At 55.5% G+C, this 16,467-nt stretch carries 14 protein-coding genes and 1 pseudogene; 5 read left to right on the forward strand and 10 right to left on the reverse strand.

Features of this window, described 5'->3' with window-relative positions:
* Window positions 1–16: 16 nt before the first annotated feature.
* Window positions 17–769 (reverse strand): pyridoxine 5'-phosphate synthase, encoded by a 753-nt coding sequence (locus VQ830_RS04865; protein WP_337266942.1) that lies wholly within the window; start codon window positions 767–769, stop codon window positions 17–19.
* A 140-nt stretch (window positions 770–909) separates the two neighbouring features.
* The gene (locus VQ830_RS04870; protein ID WP_337266943.1) at window positions 910–2,037 is read right to left on the reverse strand and encodes an ATP-dependent DNA helicase; all 1,128 of its coding nucleotides are present in this window, start codon (window positions 2,035–2,037) and stop codon (window positions 910–912) included.
* A 138-nt stretch (window positions 2,038–2,175) separates the two neighbouring features.
* Between VQ830_RS04870 and VQ830_RS04875 the strand changes: the two genes are divergently transcribed.
* Entirely contained in the window at window positions 2,176–2,772 is a 597-nt protein-coding gene (locus VQ830_RS04875) for a DUF922 domain-containing Zn-dependent protease (protein ID WP_337266944.1), read from the forward strand.
* Between the two features lie 9 nt (window positions 2,773–2,781).
* Here VQ830_RS04875 and VQ830_RS04880 read toward each other — a convergent pair.
* Window positions 2,782–3,374, reverse strand: a pseudogene (locus VQ830_RS04880) (LysE family translocator).
* A 185-nt stretch (window positions 3,375–3,559) separates the two neighbouring features.
* On the opposite strand from VQ830_RS04880, the gene VQ830_RS04885 reads away from it, so the two are divergent.
* On the forward strand, window positions 3,560–4,408 hold the full coding sequence (locus tag VQ830_RS04885) for an aldo/keto reductase (RefSeq protein ID WP_337266945.1): 849 nt from the start codon (window positions 3,560–3,562) through the stop codon (window positions 4,406–4,408).
* 32 nt (window positions 4,409–4,440) lie between these two features.
* On the opposite strand, the gene ilvN is transcribed toward VQ830_RS04885, so the two are convergent.
* Together ilvN and VQ830_RS04895 are read right to left on the reverse strand one after the other, a co-directional pair.
* Window positions 4,441–5,013: an acetolactate synthase small subunit gene (gene ilvN, locus VQ830_RS04890; protein WP_337267131.1), complete on the reverse strand. Its 573-nt coding sequence runs from the start codon at window positions 5,011–5,013 to the stop codon at window positions 4,441–4,443.
* Window positions 5,014–5,091: 78 nt separating this feature from the next.
* On the reverse strand, window positions 5,092–6,888 hold the full coding sequence (locus VQ830_RS04895) for an acetolactate synthase 3 large subunit (protein WP_337266946.1): 1,797 nt from the start codon (window positions 6,886–6,888) through the stop codon (window positions 5,092–5,094).
* A 340-nt stretch (window positions 6,889–7,228) separates the two neighbouring features.
* Here VQ830_RS04895 and VQ830_RS04900 point away from each other — a divergent pair, with 340 nt between their 5' ends.
* Window positions 7,229–9,202: an ATP-binding protein gene (locus tag VQ830_RS04900; protein WP_337266947.1), complete on the forward strand. Its 1,974-nt coding sequence runs from the start codon at window positions 7,229–7,231 to the stop codon at window positions 9,200–9,202.
* Between the two features lies 1 nt (window position 9,203).
* On the opposite strand, the gene miaA is transcribed toward VQ830_RS04900, so the two are convergent.
* Window positions 9,204–10,112: a tRNA (adenosine(37)-N6)-dimethylallyltransferase MiaA gene (gene miaA, locus VQ830_RS04905; RefSeq protein WP_337266948.1), complete on the reverse strand. Its 909-nt coding sequence runs from the start codon at window positions 10,110–10,112 to the stop codon at window positions 9,204–9,206.
* On the opposite strand from miaA, the gene serB reads away from it, so the two are divergent.
* The gene (gene serB / locus VQ830_RS04910) at window positions 10,111–11,001 is read left to right on the forward strand and encodes a phosphoserine phosphatase SerB (RefSeq protein ID WP_337266949.1); all 891 of its coding nucleotides are present in this window, start codon (window positions 10,111–10,113) and stop codon (window positions 10,999–11,001) included. The genes miaA and serB overlap by 2 nt on opposite strands.
* The gene (locus tag VQ830_RS04915) at window positions 10,998–11,579 is read left to right on the forward strand and encodes a GNAT family N-acetyltransferase (RefSeq protein ID WP_337266950.1); all 582 of its coding nucleotides are present in this window, start codon (window positions 10,998–11,000) and stop codon (window positions 11,577–11,579) included. Before serB ends, VQ830_RS04915 begins: the two co-directional genes overlap by 4 nt.
* Before the next feature lie 149 nt (window positions 11,580–11,728).
* On the opposite strand, the gene VQ830_RS04920 is transcribed toward VQ830_RS04915, so the two are convergent.
* From VQ830_RS04920 to VQ830_RS04935, 4 genes are all read right to left on the reverse strand, one after another.
* Complete coding sequence (locus VQ830_RS04920) at window positions 11,729–13,378, reverse strand: DegQ family serine endoprotease (RefSeq protein ID WP_337266951.1); 1,650 nt, start codon at window positions 13,376–13,378, stop codon at window positions 11,729–11,731.
* Window positions 13,379–13,616: 238 nt separating this feature from the next.
* Window positions 13,617–14,576, reverse strand: coding sequence for a protease modulator HflC (gene hflC, locus VQ830_RS04925; RefSeq protein ID WP_337266952.1), 960 nt, complete (start codon window positions 14,574–14,576; stop codon window positions 13,617–13,619).
* A gap of 2 nt (window positions 14,577–14,578) precedes the next feature.
* A complete protein-coding gene (gene hflK, locus VQ830_RS04930; protein ID WP_337266953.1) occupies window positions 14,579–15,673 on the reverse strand; it encodes an FtsH protease activity modulator HflK in 1,095 nt (364 codons plus the stop codon).
* Between the two features lie 232 nt (window positions 15,674–15,905).
* Window positions 15,906–16,418: a dihydrofolate reductase gene (locus tag VQ830_RS04935; RefSeq protein ID WP_337266954.1), complete on the reverse strand. Its 513-nt coding sequence runs from the start codon at window positions 16,416–16,418 to the stop codon at window positions 15,906–15,908.
* Between the last annotated feature and the right edge of the window lie 49 nt (window positions 16,419–16,467).

The raw sequence follows: 16,467 nt of genomic DNA on the forward strand, positions 1-16,467 counted from the left end.
GTGCTGGACGACAGCTTCAAGCCTTCTGGCCGCAGGCCCGCAGGAAGCGCTTCACCGTTTCCGCCATCCCATGTTCAAGGGCATCGGCTGTTAATGCGTGACCGATGGAAACTTCGGCGAGCGCCGGAATGCGGCGTATCAAAGCTGGCAGATTGGCAACGGTAAGATCATGGCCGGCGTTGACCTGAAGGCCGTGTTCCATGGCTGCATCGGCGGTTCTGCCAAGCATCTCAACAATCTCAGCCGCTTTCTCAGGCTGATCGAAACAACCGCCATAAGGTCCCGTGTAAAGCTCGATGCGGTCCGCCCCAACCTGTCTAGCGATAGCCACCGCTTCGGCATCGCCGTCGCCATCGGCAAAAAGCGAAACGCGCATCCCTTTCTTCTTTAGACGCTCCACCACCTTTTCCAGAAGGGCCCTGTCACGCCTGAAGTTCCAGCCGTGGTCGGACGTCGCTTGGGAAGGATCGTCCGGAACGAGCGTCACCTGCTCCGGCTCGGTCTTTTCGCACAGGACGAGAAAGTCCTCCGAAGGATAACCTTCGATATTGAATTCGGCTTGTGGGAATTCGTCATCGATCAAAGCCCGCAATATGGGAAGATCGGTGAAACGAACATGCCTTTGATCAGGCCGCGGATGCACGGTCAGCCCATGTGCGCCTGCCTCTAAGGCGATGCGCCCAAAATGCTCAACATTCGGCCACGGCAAGTCACGGCGATTTCGAAGACCGGCAATTGCATTGACGTTGACAGACAGCGTTGTGGGCATCGCGTGCTCCTTCCAGATTGACCAATGCTCCTACAGCATCATTCCAAAATTCAAAATCGATTTCGGAAAGCTTGATGCCCCAAAACCAGAGGACCAAAAAATGAGTAAAGATTCTCTTCAATCTTGAAAGAGCAAGCTCTTCAACGAACGATGGTCAAAGTCTCGGCGGCGCGTGTGATCGCCGTGTAAAGCCACCGTTCACGTGTATCGCGAAAGGCAAAGCTTTCGTCGAACAAGACCACGTCATTCCACTGAGAACCCTGCGCCTTATGAACCGTCAGCGCATATCCGTAATCGAACTCGTCATAGCGTTTTCGCGTCGCCCACGGGATGTCGCCTTCGACGTCTTCAAACGCCTGTTTTAGCAATTTGATCTTTGCCGCACCGCGATTCATGTCATCATCTTCGGGCCGGATAAGAAGATTGATACCGGGCTTTGTCGTCTCTTTCGACGATGTCATCACCTGCCAGAGAGAACCGTTGAGCAGACCCTTGGCTGGATCATTACGCAGACAAACGAGCTTGTCGCCTGTTTGGGGATAGTCTGTCTTAAACCCCTTCAACTCGCGAAGCCGCTGATTGTAGCGACGCCGCGTTCGATTGGTTCCAACGAGAACCTGGTCGGCCTGCATAACGAGGTCCTGGTTCACCTCTGATCGCGGAATGACCTTAGCGGTCCCGTAATCTCCATAAATGATCTCCTTGCCTTCGCGAACTTGCATGGCGACCTGAATGATCGGATTATCGCGTGCCTGGCGATGAATCTCCGTTAAAAGGTAATCGGGCTCCTGATTGGTGAAAAAGCCACCGCCCGATACCGGCGGCAGCTGCCCTGGATCGCCCAGCACCAGGATGGGCGTCCCAAAGCTCATGAGATCACGCCCAAGCTGCTCATCCACCATTGAACATTCGTCTATGACGATCAGAGCAGCCTTTGCGACGGGGCTTTGACGATTGATCGAAAACATCGGAGACATGGAAGTCTTACCGGTCTCCTCGTCTTCGACCTGCTCTTCGCCGCGGGGACGGTAAATCAGCGAATGTATTGTCTTGGCATTGCTTGCACCGCGCGAGCGCAGGACCTGGGCTGCCTTACCGGTAAAGGCGGCAAACAAAACCTCTCCGTCAACATGTTCGGCGAAATAGCGCGCAAGCGTGGTTTTTCCTGTCCCGGCATAGCCGAACAGGCGAAAAACCGGCGAGCGTCCCTCCTTCAACCATGCCGACACGGCCTTGAGGGCTTCATCCTGCTGCGGAGCAAATTGCATGTCTAGGCAATGGCAGGATTCGTGCGGTGCTGACAAGGCAAATTTCAATGACGAAACCCTTTGCGGTAGCTAGGGTCTATTCACGCGACCATCGTGATCTGCCAAGAGCATGGCCGAGGTAAAGCAGCGGAGTATTTTATGAATTTGGTTTGGAAAGGTTTCTGGACAGCGATCTTTGGCATCTGCCTTGTTAAGGTCGCTTACGCTGAATGGCAGCCGATAGAGGAAGTTCGCTCCTATGCTGTTTCGGGCCGCAGCGGTGCTCAGCTTTATGAATCGATAGGGCAGAGAGGGCCTATGACCGGCCAAACCAGAGCGATTGCCCACACGACCTTCAAGCTCACCTGGACCCGCAAATACGAGCCTCGCGGAAATACATGTGTTCTGTCGGTTCAAAAGCCCAAACTTATCATCACTTACACGCTGCCAAAGGCTGAAGACCCGCTGCCCGCATCGGTGCGTAGCAGCTGGCAAAGCTTTATCGAGGGCATCCGTACCCACGAGAAAAGTCATGGGCAAAGCATTATCCGAATGGTCCGCGCGATCGAAACGCAAACACTGGGCCTCACAGAACAGGACGACCCGACATGCCGGAAGCTGCGTGTGACACTGCAGGCACGTCTCAAGGCACTATCAGATCGGCAGCGCGAAGAAGGCCGCGCTTTCGATCAGGCGGAAATGAGCGAAGGAGGCAATGTTCAGCAACTTGTGCTGAAACTGGTCAACGGCCCATGACTATTCGCATTATTTCAGCATTGGCCAAAGGCTGACTACAAGCAAAATGGCCATGGTGATATTGAACCATTTGAGCCTGATAGGATCGGAGAGCCAATCGCGAAGAACCGAACCAAAGCCGACCCATGTGAAGATCGCCGGGAAGTTCACAAGCGCAAATGCGGAGCAGACGATAATGACGCTAACGGCGTAGAGCGTCTCACTCGTATACGTGGCAATAGCCGTGATGGTCATGACCCAAGCTTTTGGGTTGACCCACTGAAAGGCTGCGGCAGACAAAAACGTCATTGGCTGCGCGCCGCTTTGGCCTTCCGAGAGACCACGAGAAGTACCGATTTTCCAGGCGATCCAGATGATATACGCGCCGCCCGCAAGTTTCAGAACGAGATACAAAAATGGCGCTGCGTGGAGAATAGCGCCGAGCCCGAAGCCGACGGCCAAAAGTAGCGCGAAGAATCCCGCGGTAATGCCAAGCATATGGGGCACGGTCCGCCAAAGCCGAAATTCACGCCAGACGCAAATAGCATCATATTGTTGGGGCCAGGTGTAATGGACGTGGTGAACGCAAAAAGTATAAGCGCCAGAAAAGTATCGAGGGACATAGGTTGCTTCCTGCGGAGATGGCGCGCTCGAAGTCGTGAGCATCGCCAGCGACCAAATGAATAGCTGACAAAATGCGCGTCCTGTATTCCTTTCTTGTCACGGTGACAGGAATGGTTGACAGTCGAGCGTTCAAGCCAATTTTAGGGTCCACGCAACCCAACGTGCTAATACCGGAGCCAAAACAGTGGACGAAGACAACATACCGACCGTTACTTTTCCCAATGGCACTGCGGTCCCTGCTCTCGGTCAAGGAACCTGGAATATGGGCGAGGATGCCTCACGATCGTCCCAGGAAATCGAGAGTCTCCAACGCGGTCTGGAGATTGGCTTGACCTTGATCGATACTGCCGAGATGTATGCCGAAGGCGGCGCGGAGCGCATCACCGCCAAGGCGATCAAAGGCCGGCGTCACGACGTGTTTCTCGTCAGCAAAGTCTATCCCTGGAATGCAAGCCTTAAAGGCACAATGGAAGCCTGCGAACGAAGCCTGGAACGCCTGCAGGTCGACCAACTCGATCTTTATCTTCTGCACTGGCGGGGAAACCACCCGCTGTCGGAAACAATAGAAGCCTTCGAGCAATTGAGAGCGGATGGAAAAATAGGCGCTTGGGGCGTTTCGAATTTCGACATCGACGACATGGAAGAATTGCTGAGACTTCCTGGCGGCGAGAACGTTGCCGCCAATCAAGTCCTCTACAACCTGTCGCGTCGCGGCATCGAATTCGATCTCCTACCCTTCTGCCAAGCAAAGAAGATCCCGGTGATGGCTTACTCCCCGATTGAGCAAGGCCGCATTCTTCATCACCCGGAGCTCATTCGTATTGCCAAAGCCTATCAGGCGACGCCTGCACAGATCGCCTTGGCATTCGTGCTGGAGCGAGATGGCGTCATCGCAATCCCGAAAACCGCGAACCGGCATCGGGTCGAAGAAAACCGCGAAGCGGTTTCGCTCGAAATCACCGATGAGGACTGGGCGGCGCTCGACGCCGCCTTTCCGCCGCCCGAAAGGAAGGTTTCACTTCAGATGTTATAAAGCCGAAACGGATTAAACGCGCCGGCTTGCCTTCACATTCCCTGAGCGCCGCGGTTCATGGCAGCAATACCGGTTCGGCAGATTTCAATGATGCCGAGCGGCTTCAAGATCGCGACAAACTGGTCGATCTTGGAAGACTTTCCCGTGAGCTCGAAGATGAAGTGTTCGGTGGTGGCGTCAACGACCTTTGCCTGGAAAGCATCGGCAAGTCGCAGCATCTCGGCGCGCGTTTCACCCTCGCCGCCAACCTTGATCAGCGCCACCTCACGCTCGATAGGTCGCTCTTGACCAAGCTGACGGGCGCGCACGGTCAGGTCAACGACACGATGCACGGGCACGATCCGATCGAGCTGAGCCTTGATCTGCTCAAGAACCTGGGGCGTTCCGCGCGTCACAATCGTTATGCGTGATAGATGCGCAAGATGCTCCGTCTCCGAGACGGTTAGGCTTTCGATGTTATACCCACGACCGGAAAAAAGTCCGATCACGCGGGCAAGAACGCCCGGTTCGTTATCGACCAAAACAGAGAGCGTATGGCTTTCGGGCGGTGTCGTTTCCGGAGAAATGAAATAGGCCGATCCGGTGGCATGCTGGTGTGCGTTCATCGATTTGTGTGTCCCTAGCGCGTAAATGATGGCGAAGCGTCGGTTTGTCGGAAAGACGGGGGTATTCACCCCCTCTCCTCAAACCAGCTGGCGGCCCTTGGCATCAATGGCATTAGCAACTGCTTCATCGGTTGCTTCGTCTGGCAAAAGCATCTCGTTATGAGCCTTGCCCGATGGGATCATAGGGAAGCAGTTGGCAAGATTGGCGACACGGCAGTCGAAGATGACGGGCTTCTTGACCTCGATCATCTCCTGGATAGCTCCGTCGAGATCGCCAGGTTTTTCACAACGCAGGCCGACCGCGCCATAAGCTTCGGCAAGCTTGACGAAATCGGGCATTGCTTCGGTATAGGAGTTCGACAGGCGGTTGCCATGCAACAACTGCTGCCATTGACGAACCATGCCCATGTACTGGTTATTTAGAATGAAGATCTTGATCGGCGCGCTGTACTGAATTGCAGCCGACATTTCCTGAATGCACATCTGGATCGATGCATCACCGGCAATGTCGATGACAAGTGCATCCGGATGGGCGATCTGAACGCCAAGCGCCGCTGGCAAGCCGTATCCCATGGTGCCGAGACCACCTGATGTCATCCAGCGATTGGGCTGTTCAAAACCGTAGAACTGGGCAGCCCACATCTGGTGTTGGCCAACTTCCGTCGTAATATAGGTGTCGCGATCCTTGGTGTGCTCGTAGAGGCGCTCCAGAGCATATTGCGGCATGATGACGTCATTGGATTTTGTGTAGGCGAAGGAATTACGCGCGCGCCAGCGATTGATATCGGCCCACCAATCGGCGAGTTGCGCCTTCTCCGGCTTCTTGGGCAGAGCCCGCCATAACCGAACCATATCTTCCAGAACATGCCCAACATCACCGCGGATGCCGATGTCGACATGCACGTTCTTGTTGATCGAGGAAGGATCGATATCGATATGGATCTTTTTTGAATTCGGCGAAAAGGCGTTCAACCGCCCGGTGATGCGGTCGTCGAAACGCGCACCGATGCAGACCATGACATCGCAATCATGCATCGCCATATTGGCCTCGTAAGAACCATGCATACCCAGCATCTTCAGCCAGTTTTTGCCGGAGGCAGGATAAGCACCAAGCCCCATCAGCGTCGAGGTGATCGGAAAATCAGTCAGCGAAACAAGCTCACGCAAGAGACGCGAAGCTTCCGGACCAGAATTGACGACACCGCCGCCTGAATAGATCACGGGACGGCGCGCCGAGGCCATCAATTCGATGGCAGCCTGGATCTGACGAATATCGCCTCCAACCGGTGGCTGGTAGCTTTTTTGAATGCGGTGAGCATCTGGTGGGACATATGTGCCGGTCGCGAACTGAATGTCCTTCGGAATATCGACGACAACAGGCCCTGGCCTGCCGGATTGGGCGATCCGGAAGGCTTCATGGATCGTTTCTGCCAGCTTGTTGACGTCTTTGACCAGCCAATTGTGCTTGGTGCAGGGCCGGGTAATACCAACCGTGTCGCATTCCTGGAAAGCATCAGAACCGATCAATGTGGTCGGAACCTGGCCAGACAGGCAAACGAGGGGAATGGAATCCATCAGCGCGTCTTGCAAAGGCGTAACTGCATTGGTTGCGCCGGGTCCTGAGGTAACCAGCATAACGCCGACCTTGCCTGTCGAACGCGCATAACCTTCTGCTGCGTGACCAGCGCCCTGTTCATGTCGCACCAGGATATGCTGGACATCGTCCTGCTGGAAGATCTCGTCGTAGATCGGAAGCACTGCGCCGCCTGGATAACCGAAAATATGCTCAACGCCGTTATCCTTGAGCGCGCGCAGAACGATTTCGGCGCCGGTCATCAAATTATCTTGGGCTTCTTGCGTTTGCGTGCCTGTCATATCTCTAATCCGTTTCGACTGCTGTTCCGTGCTGGCTGAAGAAGGGCCTGGTCACTTGGTAAGGGCTGAGTTGCGGGCATAAAAAAAGGCTCCCGGGGAGCCTGTTATCTCGCGCATGGGTGGCTAACGCCGGATGGTTACACCATCCTGCCCATGCGCGTTCCCACCACAATAAGAATTGCTGCGATCTTCATGGGAAGCACTGATAGACATAAAATTTCTTCAGGTCAACGCATCGGGCAAGAAAAAACCCTGCGAGCGCTTTTGATGCCTGAATATCACCGCTTGAGAATAGTTTTTTAAGGGCTGGCATCCTAATTTCGCGACAATGGAGGCCCGTGTGTCCAATCCCGATAATGACCTATCAAGTGATTTCAAAGATCGTGATCGTAGAGACGGATCGGTTGTCGGCAATCGATCTCTCGGCAGGGTAGTTGCATGCGACGGTGCGCGTGCAATTATTTCGGCAACGGCTGAAGCGGGGACCACGACTCTGACGGAGCTTTGGGCGGTCGGCCGGCTGATCTCGATCAGCACCGGACAAAGCCGTGTCGTTGCCCTCGTCAATTCCATGAAGACCGAGCAAGAGACCTGGCGCGAAGCCAGCGACAATACCATCCGCATCGAGGTGGAACTGCTCGGCGAGGTGCGGCGAGGTCCGAGTGGCCATGACGAATTCACCACTGGTATTGCTCGCTACCCTCACCTTGGCGCTGTGGCCCACCACATCCGTACCGCCGATCTGCGATGCATCTATAATACACAGCACACAGCGACAGCCATCATAGGAACGCTCAGCCAGGACGAAAGTATCGAAGCGACCATCGACATTCCTTCGATGCTCTCGAAGCATTTCGCCGTACTTGGATCAACTGGCGTCGGCAAATCGACCGCCGTCACATTGTTGCTTCGCAAAGCTATCGAAGCCGATCCAAAACTTCGCATTCTGATCTTGGACCCCCATAACGAATTTGCGGCAGCCTTCCCTTCGCATGGCGCCGTCATCAATGTCGATAATCTCGACCTGCCCTTCTGGTTGATGCGGCTGGAGGAGTTTGCCGAAGTCGTGTTCAGGGGGCGCCCTCCGATCCCGGATGAACTGGATGTTCTGCGCGATCTTATTCCCGAAGCAAAGCGGATCTTTCGCACAAGCAGTGATGCCCTGCGCAGACCTGGCGACAAAAATGGAACGGTGACCGTAGACTCACCCGTTCCCTACCGGATGGCTGACCTTCTAGCGTTGCTCGATGAAAGGATTGGCCGTCTGGAGGGCCGGTCGGAAAAGCCGATGCTTCGTTCTCTGAAAATGCGGCTTCTATCCGTCATGAACGATCCGCAACATCGCTTCATGTTCTCGAGCAACACGATCAACGATACGATCATGGAAACCCTCGCGACCATTTTCCGTATTCCGGGCGATGGGCGACCAATTTCGGTGTTTCAACTTGCCGGCATCCCTTCCGACATCGTCAACTCTGTGGCGTCCGTTCTATGCAGAATGGCGTTCGAGATTGCGCTTTGGAGCAATGGCGGCATCCACCTTCTGGTGCTTTGCGAGGAAGCACATCGCTATATTCCTTCGAATCCTCACCTGGGCTTTCTCCCAACACGCCATGCCATCGCCCGAATTGCGAAAGAGGGCCGCAAATATGGCGTTTCGCTCGGTATCGTGACGCAGAGGCCAGAAGAACTCGACCAGACGATCCTGTCGCAATGCTCGACACTGTTTGCAATGCGCCTCGCCAATGTGAGGGACCAGGACATTATCCGCTCTGCAATTCCGCAAGCATCCAGTTCCACGATGAACTTCATTTCCTCGATGGACAATGGCGAAGCAATCGCATTCGGCGAAGCCCTTCGCGTCCCGATGAGAATGCGCTTTCAGCATGTGTCAACACAACTTCTCCCAAGGACCCAAGCGGGCGCTCCCGAAATACAGGAGACGGCCGACACCGTCGATCTCAGCCGCGTTGTCACAAGAATGCGATCTGTAGGGAACTCGGACCTCGCGCAGAACCGGCTTAGTCAACAGGTTGCACAAACCTACGAGAGCCGCGAAAACATGTTCCACGAGCCCAAATACGCCGACGAGGCCATGGAACCATACCGAGCTGAAATGCTGCCGAATAGCGACGGGGAAAGACTGGAAGGCCCAGTCCTTCGCCCGGACATGTCGGTCCAGGAAAAGCTCGATGCGCTTCGCCGTGAAATGCAGCGTATGGACCCCAGCCGGCCGTTGGATGCCACTTCATCCACGAACTCTCCACGCAATACAAGCTTTGCGTTTCGCAGCCGCTTTTCCCGAGACGGATGAGTTAGGTGCCGCTAGACGGGTCCAAGCGCTCCCATCTTTCATCCATCTGATTTCGAAACCACGTCATCTGACGCTTCGCATATTGGCGGGTGGCAGCCGATGCTTTTTCAATGACCTCGCGTTCAGTCAACGAACCATCCAGCAGAGCCGTAATCTCGCTTACGCCGATCGCCTTCATCACCGGCATGTCGGAAGTCAAGTTCAAGGCAAGGAGCTGTTGAACCTCTTCAATCGCGCCTATAGCCATCATCTCGGCAAAACGATTGTTGATCCGCCTTTTCAACGCGTCCCGATCGGGCAGAACAATGATCTTGCGGGACCCATCCGGATCAACGAGGGGCGTTCCCTTGCGGGACTGCAACATTCGGATCGATAGCCCGGTCGCCTTCAATACTTCGAGCGCACGCGCTATCCTTTGGCCATCCTGCGCATCAAGTTCAGTGGCGCTTTGAGGATCGAGGTCTAAAAGCTCGCGGTGCAGAGCGACCGGACCCTCCTGTCGCAGGCGCTCACGAATTTCCTCGCGAAGCTCTGTCGGTATCTGTGGCATCTCTGACAGGCCACCCAGAAGTGCCTTGAAGTAAAGCCCGGTACCGCCGACAAAGATCGGCAATCGCGCCTCGGCCTTCAAAGTAGCCAGAAGGTCGGCAACATCTCGCAACCATGACCCGGTCGAGTAAGGCGCACTGGCAGGCACATGCCCGTAAAGAAAATGCGCAACGCCATCCATATCCGCGCGCGAAGGCCTTGCCGTAAGGATGCGCAGCGTATCGTAAACCTGCATGCTGTCGGCATTGATCACCACACCTTCGTGACGGCGGGCCAGGTCGAGCGCAAGGGCGGACTTGCCGCTGGCTGTCGGCCCGGTTATCAGGATTGCGTTCATCGCAGTTGGAAGGTTTTTCGTCATGGCTCTCGTTGCCACGCTTATCGCTAATCCGTCAAACCCTGTTCTCACTCAAGTTCTGGCGGAAAAGGCGGCGGCGGCAGCCGATGCGGCCGGTCTTTATTGGCTCGCTGACGGTATCGCCTGCGATATGGTCTTTCGTGACGGCACCGAGGCGGATACGGCAAAGGCGAAGATAGAGGCTGTAATTGCCGACGCACCGATCGATCTCGTGGTGCAGGATGCTGAGACGCGGCGCAAAAGAGTGCTGATCGCAGATATGGATTCGACCATGATCGGCCAGGAATGTATCGACGAGCTGGCAGCCGAGGTCGGACTGAAAGAAAAGGTCGCCAGCATAACCGCCCGCGCTATGAATGGCGAGATCGCCTTCGAGCCGGCCCTGCGCGAGCGCGTCGCGCTATTGAAGGGTCTACCGCTCTCCGCCGTCGATGACGTCATTGCAAAACGCATCACGTTGACGCCAGGCGGCCATGAACTGGTTTCGACGATGAAAGCAAAGGGAGGATATGCCGCCTTGGTCTCGGGCGGATTTACTGTCTTCACCAACCGTATCGCTAACGTGCTGGGTTTCAACGAAAACCGAGCCAATCTTTTGCTGGAAGAAGGTGGCAAGCTCACCGGCGTCGTGGCCGAGCCGATCTTGGGCCGTGAGGCGAAAGTAGAAGCCTTGCGCCAGATTTGTGCCGCGCTCGAGATCACGCCCGACGATGCCATCGCCGTTGGCGACGGGGCGAACGATCTTGGCATGCTGAACCTGGCTGGTTCAGGCGTCGCATTGCATGCAAAGCCTGCAGTCGCGGCCGAGGCAAAAATGCGGATCGACCATGGAGATCTCACAGCACTTCTTTACATCCAGGGTTATCGAAAAACGGACTTTGTAAGCCCATGACAGCGATCGTGATGACAGAACGGCTGGTGCTGAGAAACTGGCGCGATGCCGATCGCGATCTCTTTCATGAGATCAATTGGGATCCGGAGGTGATGGAATTTTTCCCAAAGCGCCGCAGCAGGGTCGAAGCCGATACGCTGCTGGACGAGGTCATCCTCGGGATCGAGAAAACTGGCTTGGGTTTTTATGCGCTCGCACTTGGTGACACCGACGAAACGCTCGGTTTTTGTGGTCTGGCACGAACCAATCTCGAACCATATCTGCCCGATGGAACCGTCGAGATCGGTTGGCGCTTAGCGCGTCGCCATTGGGGCAAGGGTTACGTGACCGAATCCGCCCGCGCTTTGCTGTGCTATGGCTTTGAAACGCTCGACCTCCCGGAAATCGTTTCCTTCGCGGTCGTCACCAATCATCGATCGACCGCGGTCATGAAACGGATTGGAATGCACCATGACCCGGCGCGTGACTTCAAGCACCCACGGGTTCCCAATAGCTTGCCGCATCTACAGCCCTGCGTTCTCTACGCGCTAGATAGATTAGGGTGGCGCGCAACGTGCGAACAGGCGACAACCACCTAAAATTTCCCACACCTCACTGAAACCGCTCGATCAATAACGACTGGCGAAGCCCTTTAAACTGGTTGAGCAATGAACTGCTTAGCCCTGACGCGTCATGCACTTAAATCGAAGCAATGACGCGTCAGGGCTGAAAGAGCACAATTCTCAGACTACTCCATCGGCACGGCAATGAAGCGAAGATCGCCATTCGGTGATGCGATCATCATCTGCGCGTTACGACGGCCCTGCTGCTTCAGCGACTTCACCTTGGCAACGATCGTCGCGGGAGACTTCATGTATTCCTGCGCAACCTCTACAATCACGTCACCGGGCTTCAGACCTTTTTCCGCACCGGCAGAATCAGGCGCGACCTTGGTCACCACAACACCATCGACGCTGTCGGCAATCTTGAAGCTTTTGCGTGTTTCGGCATCCAGCATGGATAGCGAAAGACCGAGAATGTCTTTTGGAGCGGTATCGTCCGGATTGGCCTGCTCGGTATCGGGCGAGACTGCCGGCGGATTGGCTTGGGGCGTTGCATCGTCGGGGTTGTCCATATCCTCGTTTTCCTGAGGATCCGGATTGATGACGCCGCCATCTTTCTCGCCGCTGGTGTTTTGCGCAGTCTGTTCATTATCCTCAAGGCGTCCGAGCGTGACTTTAACGGTCTGCTCTTTTCCATCGCGCAAGACCACGACATCGACAGCTTTGCCGACAGGGCTTTCTGCAACAACGCGTGTCAAATCGCGCATTTCGTTGACGACCTTGCCATCGAACTTCAGAATTATATCGCCAGCCTTGATCTCTCCGTGATCAACCGGTCCGCCTTTAATGACCCCAGCAACGAGAGCGCCTTTAGCGCTGTCTAATCCAAGACTTTGTGCAACATCATCTGTAACGGGTTGAATACGCACGCCGAGCCAACCGCGCCGCGTCTCACCGTATTGGCGCAATTGATCAACAACGCCGATTGCAATTTCTGACGGCACGGAAAAACCAATGCCGATCGAGCCTCCTGAGGGAGAGATGATGGCAGTATTGATCCCGATGACCTCGCCTTCCATGTTGAACAGCGGGCCGCCTGAATTTCCTTTGTTGATCGCAGCATCGGTCTGAATGAAGTTATCATACGGGCCGGCATTGATGTTGCGTCCCCTGCCGGAAATGATGCCCAGCGTCACGGACCCGCCGAAACCGAACGGATTTCCGATGGCCATAACCCAGTCGCCAATTCGCATCTTGCTGGAGTCGCCGAATTTAACGGCCTTCAAAGGCGTCTTTGATTCGACCTTAAGGACGGAAAGGTCGGTTTTCGTATCGGTCCCGATGAGCTTTGCCTTCAGCTTGGTGCCATTGGCGAAGTTTACCTCAATGTCGTCAGCACCTTCGATAACGTGGTTGTTGGTGACAATATAGCCGGCAGGATCGATGACAAACCCCGAGCCCAACGAACTGACGCTGTGATTGCCGCCACGGCCGCCTTTGTTTTTATTGAAAAAGTCGTTGAAAAATTCCTGGAAGGGGGAGCCATCAGGTGCTCTAGGCGCGGGCCCTGCTCCCTCGTCGTCCTTTACATTCTGGGACGTAGAAATATTGACGACGGCATCGAGCAGACCTTCCGCGAGATCGGCAACAGATGCCGGTCCATAGGGCGCACGTGCGCCTGGCGCTATCTGGATTTGCGGTGCCTGCGCCTTCATCTCCGCCGGAGGCTGCGAAACCTGCGCTTGCGCAACCGATAAACCTGCTCCGACAGCGATAGCAGCTCCCGCAAGCAGAGTAACCGTTCGTCTCAAAGGCGGGCGGTTTACGAAAGCCATCAATTTTCCTCTTCTATGCGTATGTGCATCCGCTCAAACATAAGAGCGAATATTTGCAGGCGAAATCACCTTTTCGCGAATACGACTGCGTTCATGGCTAACCATATGTCATGCCATGTAGAGCCGACAAGGTGGCTGCGGCCTCCGATTTTCCGCGGTACGGTGCTACACAATAAATGTCTTTAAAAATAAAGAGGGCCGGCTTCGAAAAGCCGGCCCACCAATTTCCACCTGCCAATTATTGAGCAGGAACGGGTGCCGCCGGAACAGCACCAGCTGCCGGAGGAGCAGGAGGCACAGAAGGCGGAGCGCCTAACTTGCCGTCCGCATTGTCGAAGAAGCGGAAGAACTCCGAGCGTGGCGACAGCACGAACGTCGAGCTATCAGATGCGAGCGAGGTCGTGTAGGCATTCATCGAGCGATAGAACTCGAAGAATGCAGGGTCACGCTTGTAGGCATCAGCGAAAATGCGGTTGCGTTCCGCGTCGCCCTGGCCGCGAAGAACCTCAGCGTCGCGCTGCGCATCGGCAGTCAGCTCAACGACCTGACGATCCGCGACAGCGCGCCGGCGCTGCGCATCCTCAGTACCCTCAGCGCGGATGAACTCTGCTTCCGCAAGACGTTCTGCACGCATCCGGCGATAGGTGTTCTGCGCAACATCGGGCGAAAGATCCGTCCGGCGAATACGCACGTCGTCGATCTTGATGCCTAGGTCTTTTGCATCCTTCTCCAGATCGTTACGGACTTCAAGCATCATCGCAACGCGCTCGTCGGAAAGGGCTGCGTTGAAATTTCGAAGGCCGTAAACGCGGCGAAGCGATGAATCGAGCTGTGCACGAAGACGTGCTTCGGCAGCGGACCGGTCGCCGGATACAGCCTCACGGAAGCGTCTCAGGTCCGAGATCTGGTAAACAAGGAATGCGTCGACATCGAAGGTCGCGCCGCCCTGCACCTGAACACGGATATTATCGAGATCGAAGCGGAGTGCCTGCTTCTCAACAATTTGCACGCGGTCTGCGTCCATGAAGGTAAACGGCAGCTTGAAGTAGAGCCCAGGCTCTGTCTTCACAGACTGGATCTGCCCGAAGCGAACGACGATTGCCTGCTCGCGTGCATTGACCACGAAGATCGACGAGTAGAGGACGATCAAGACGAGCGCAAAGACGACAAGGAATATTGGAAGTCTGTTCGATATCATGATCAGCCTTCCTGTCCCTGACGTGGCGCCGGCTTGCCGATCTCGTTCAGCGGCAGGTATGGCACGGCCCCCGACTTATCATCCAAGATGACCTTCTTCGCGTTCTTCAGGACTTGCTCCATCGTTTCTAGGAATAGACGCTTACGAGTGACATCGGGCGCTTTTGCATATTCGTCAGCAATTGACGTGAAGCGCTGCGCCTCGCCCTCTGCTTCTTTCACGACGCGATCCTTGTAAGCGGCAGCCGCTTCTCTGATCTGCGCAGCGTCACCGCGTGCCTGACCAAGCTTCTGGTTGGCATATTGATTGGCTTCTTCGACAAGGCTGTCCTTGTCTTGGCCGGCGCGCTGCACCTCTTCGAATGCATCGGCCACTTCACGAGGCGGCGCCACGTTCTGGATGGTCACGCCGGTGACGGTGATGCCCGCGCCGTAACGGTTCATCGTGTCCTGCACGATTGCCATGACCTCTGTCTCAATCGGCTGGCGATTATTGCGGAAAGCATCCTGCGCAGGTCTGCGTCCCACCACCTCGCGCATCGCGCTATCTGCGACCTGCTGCAATGTCTCAGAAGGATTTTCCAGCTTGAAGAGATATGACTTCGGATCGCTGATCGTGAAGAACAGCGCGAACTGAACGTTGACGATGTTCTGGTCGCCCGACAGCATAAAGCCGTTTTGCGAGGAAGCGGACGTCGCGCCAATATTCTGCTGCTGGACCGTGACCTTCACGATTTCGACCGTCTCGATCGGCCAGAAATGGAAGTGCAGGCCGGGTGTCGAAATCTCGTCCTTTGGCGTGCCGAGCCGCAACTCGACGCCTCTTTCGTCGGGCTGAACCACGTAAATACATTGGAAAAGCCAGAACGCCAGAATTATGACGCCCAGGAGGGCGGTGACGCCTCCGTTGAAACCACCGGGGACGATATTGCGCAGCTGATCCTGGCCGCGTTTAATCATCTCCTCCAGGTCGGGCGGTCCGCCCTTTCCACCACCACCGCCGCGCGGGCGGTTTGGCCCCTGCCCCCATGGTCCCTGATTATTACCGCCGCCGCCGCCCCATGGGCCGCCGCCGCCATTCTGATTGCTCCAGGGCATCAAAACCTCTTGTTCGTTGGTCTTATGATGAAAAGGCGCCGTGGGGGCAACGGCTCCTCGCATCTTGACCCGTTATAGGTATCGGCTGCCCTGCTTTCAACGCGCGAGCGGCCACCAGATTTCACTTTAAGTCGAATATAGTTAGCGTAGTGCAGGAAAAATTCACATTAGGAAACCGAAACGCCCTCTACCGGGGCTGCAAAGGGAGGAAAACATTCGTAGCCCGCGGCGATTAGGCGCGGTCATAAATGACAAACTGAGTGGGATAATCATCCTTCTCGCCAGCGGGAACCGTAGTTTGCTCGACAACTTTCCAGACACTCGGATCGAGTTCCGGGAAAAAGGCATCGCCTTCCAGCTCTGCATCGACATGGGTAACGTAGAGCCTATCGGCGACACCGAGAGACTGCCGGTAGATTTCTCCGCCTCCAAGGATGAAAATCTCATTCTCGTTTAACGTCTTTGCCAGCTCTTCAGCCTTCACGAAAGCATCATCAAGCACTCGAACGGTCGAGACCTGGGGATGGTCGATGACTGCCTGTCTTGAAACCACGACATGTGGGCGACCCGGAAGAGGCTTGGGGAAGGATTCGAAAGTCTTGCGTCCGACAATGATCGGCTTGCCGATCGTAAGTGCCTTCAAGCGTTTGAGATCTGTTGAAAGTCGCCAAGGCATGACGCCGTTCCGGCCGATCGTCCCATTTTGGGCATGCGCGACCAGGATTGATTTTCGAATGGCTGACACGTTTCCCCTCCTTCCAATCTAGAAGCATCCTGCGCCTTGCGCCGCTGAA

The sequence above is a fragment of the Oryzifoliimicrobium ureilyticum genome (assembly GCF_037199735.1).
GTDB classification, from domain to species: domain Bacteria; phylum Pseudomonadota; class Alphaproteobacteria; order Rhizobiales; family Rhizobiaceae; genus Rhizobium; species Rhizobium ureilyticus.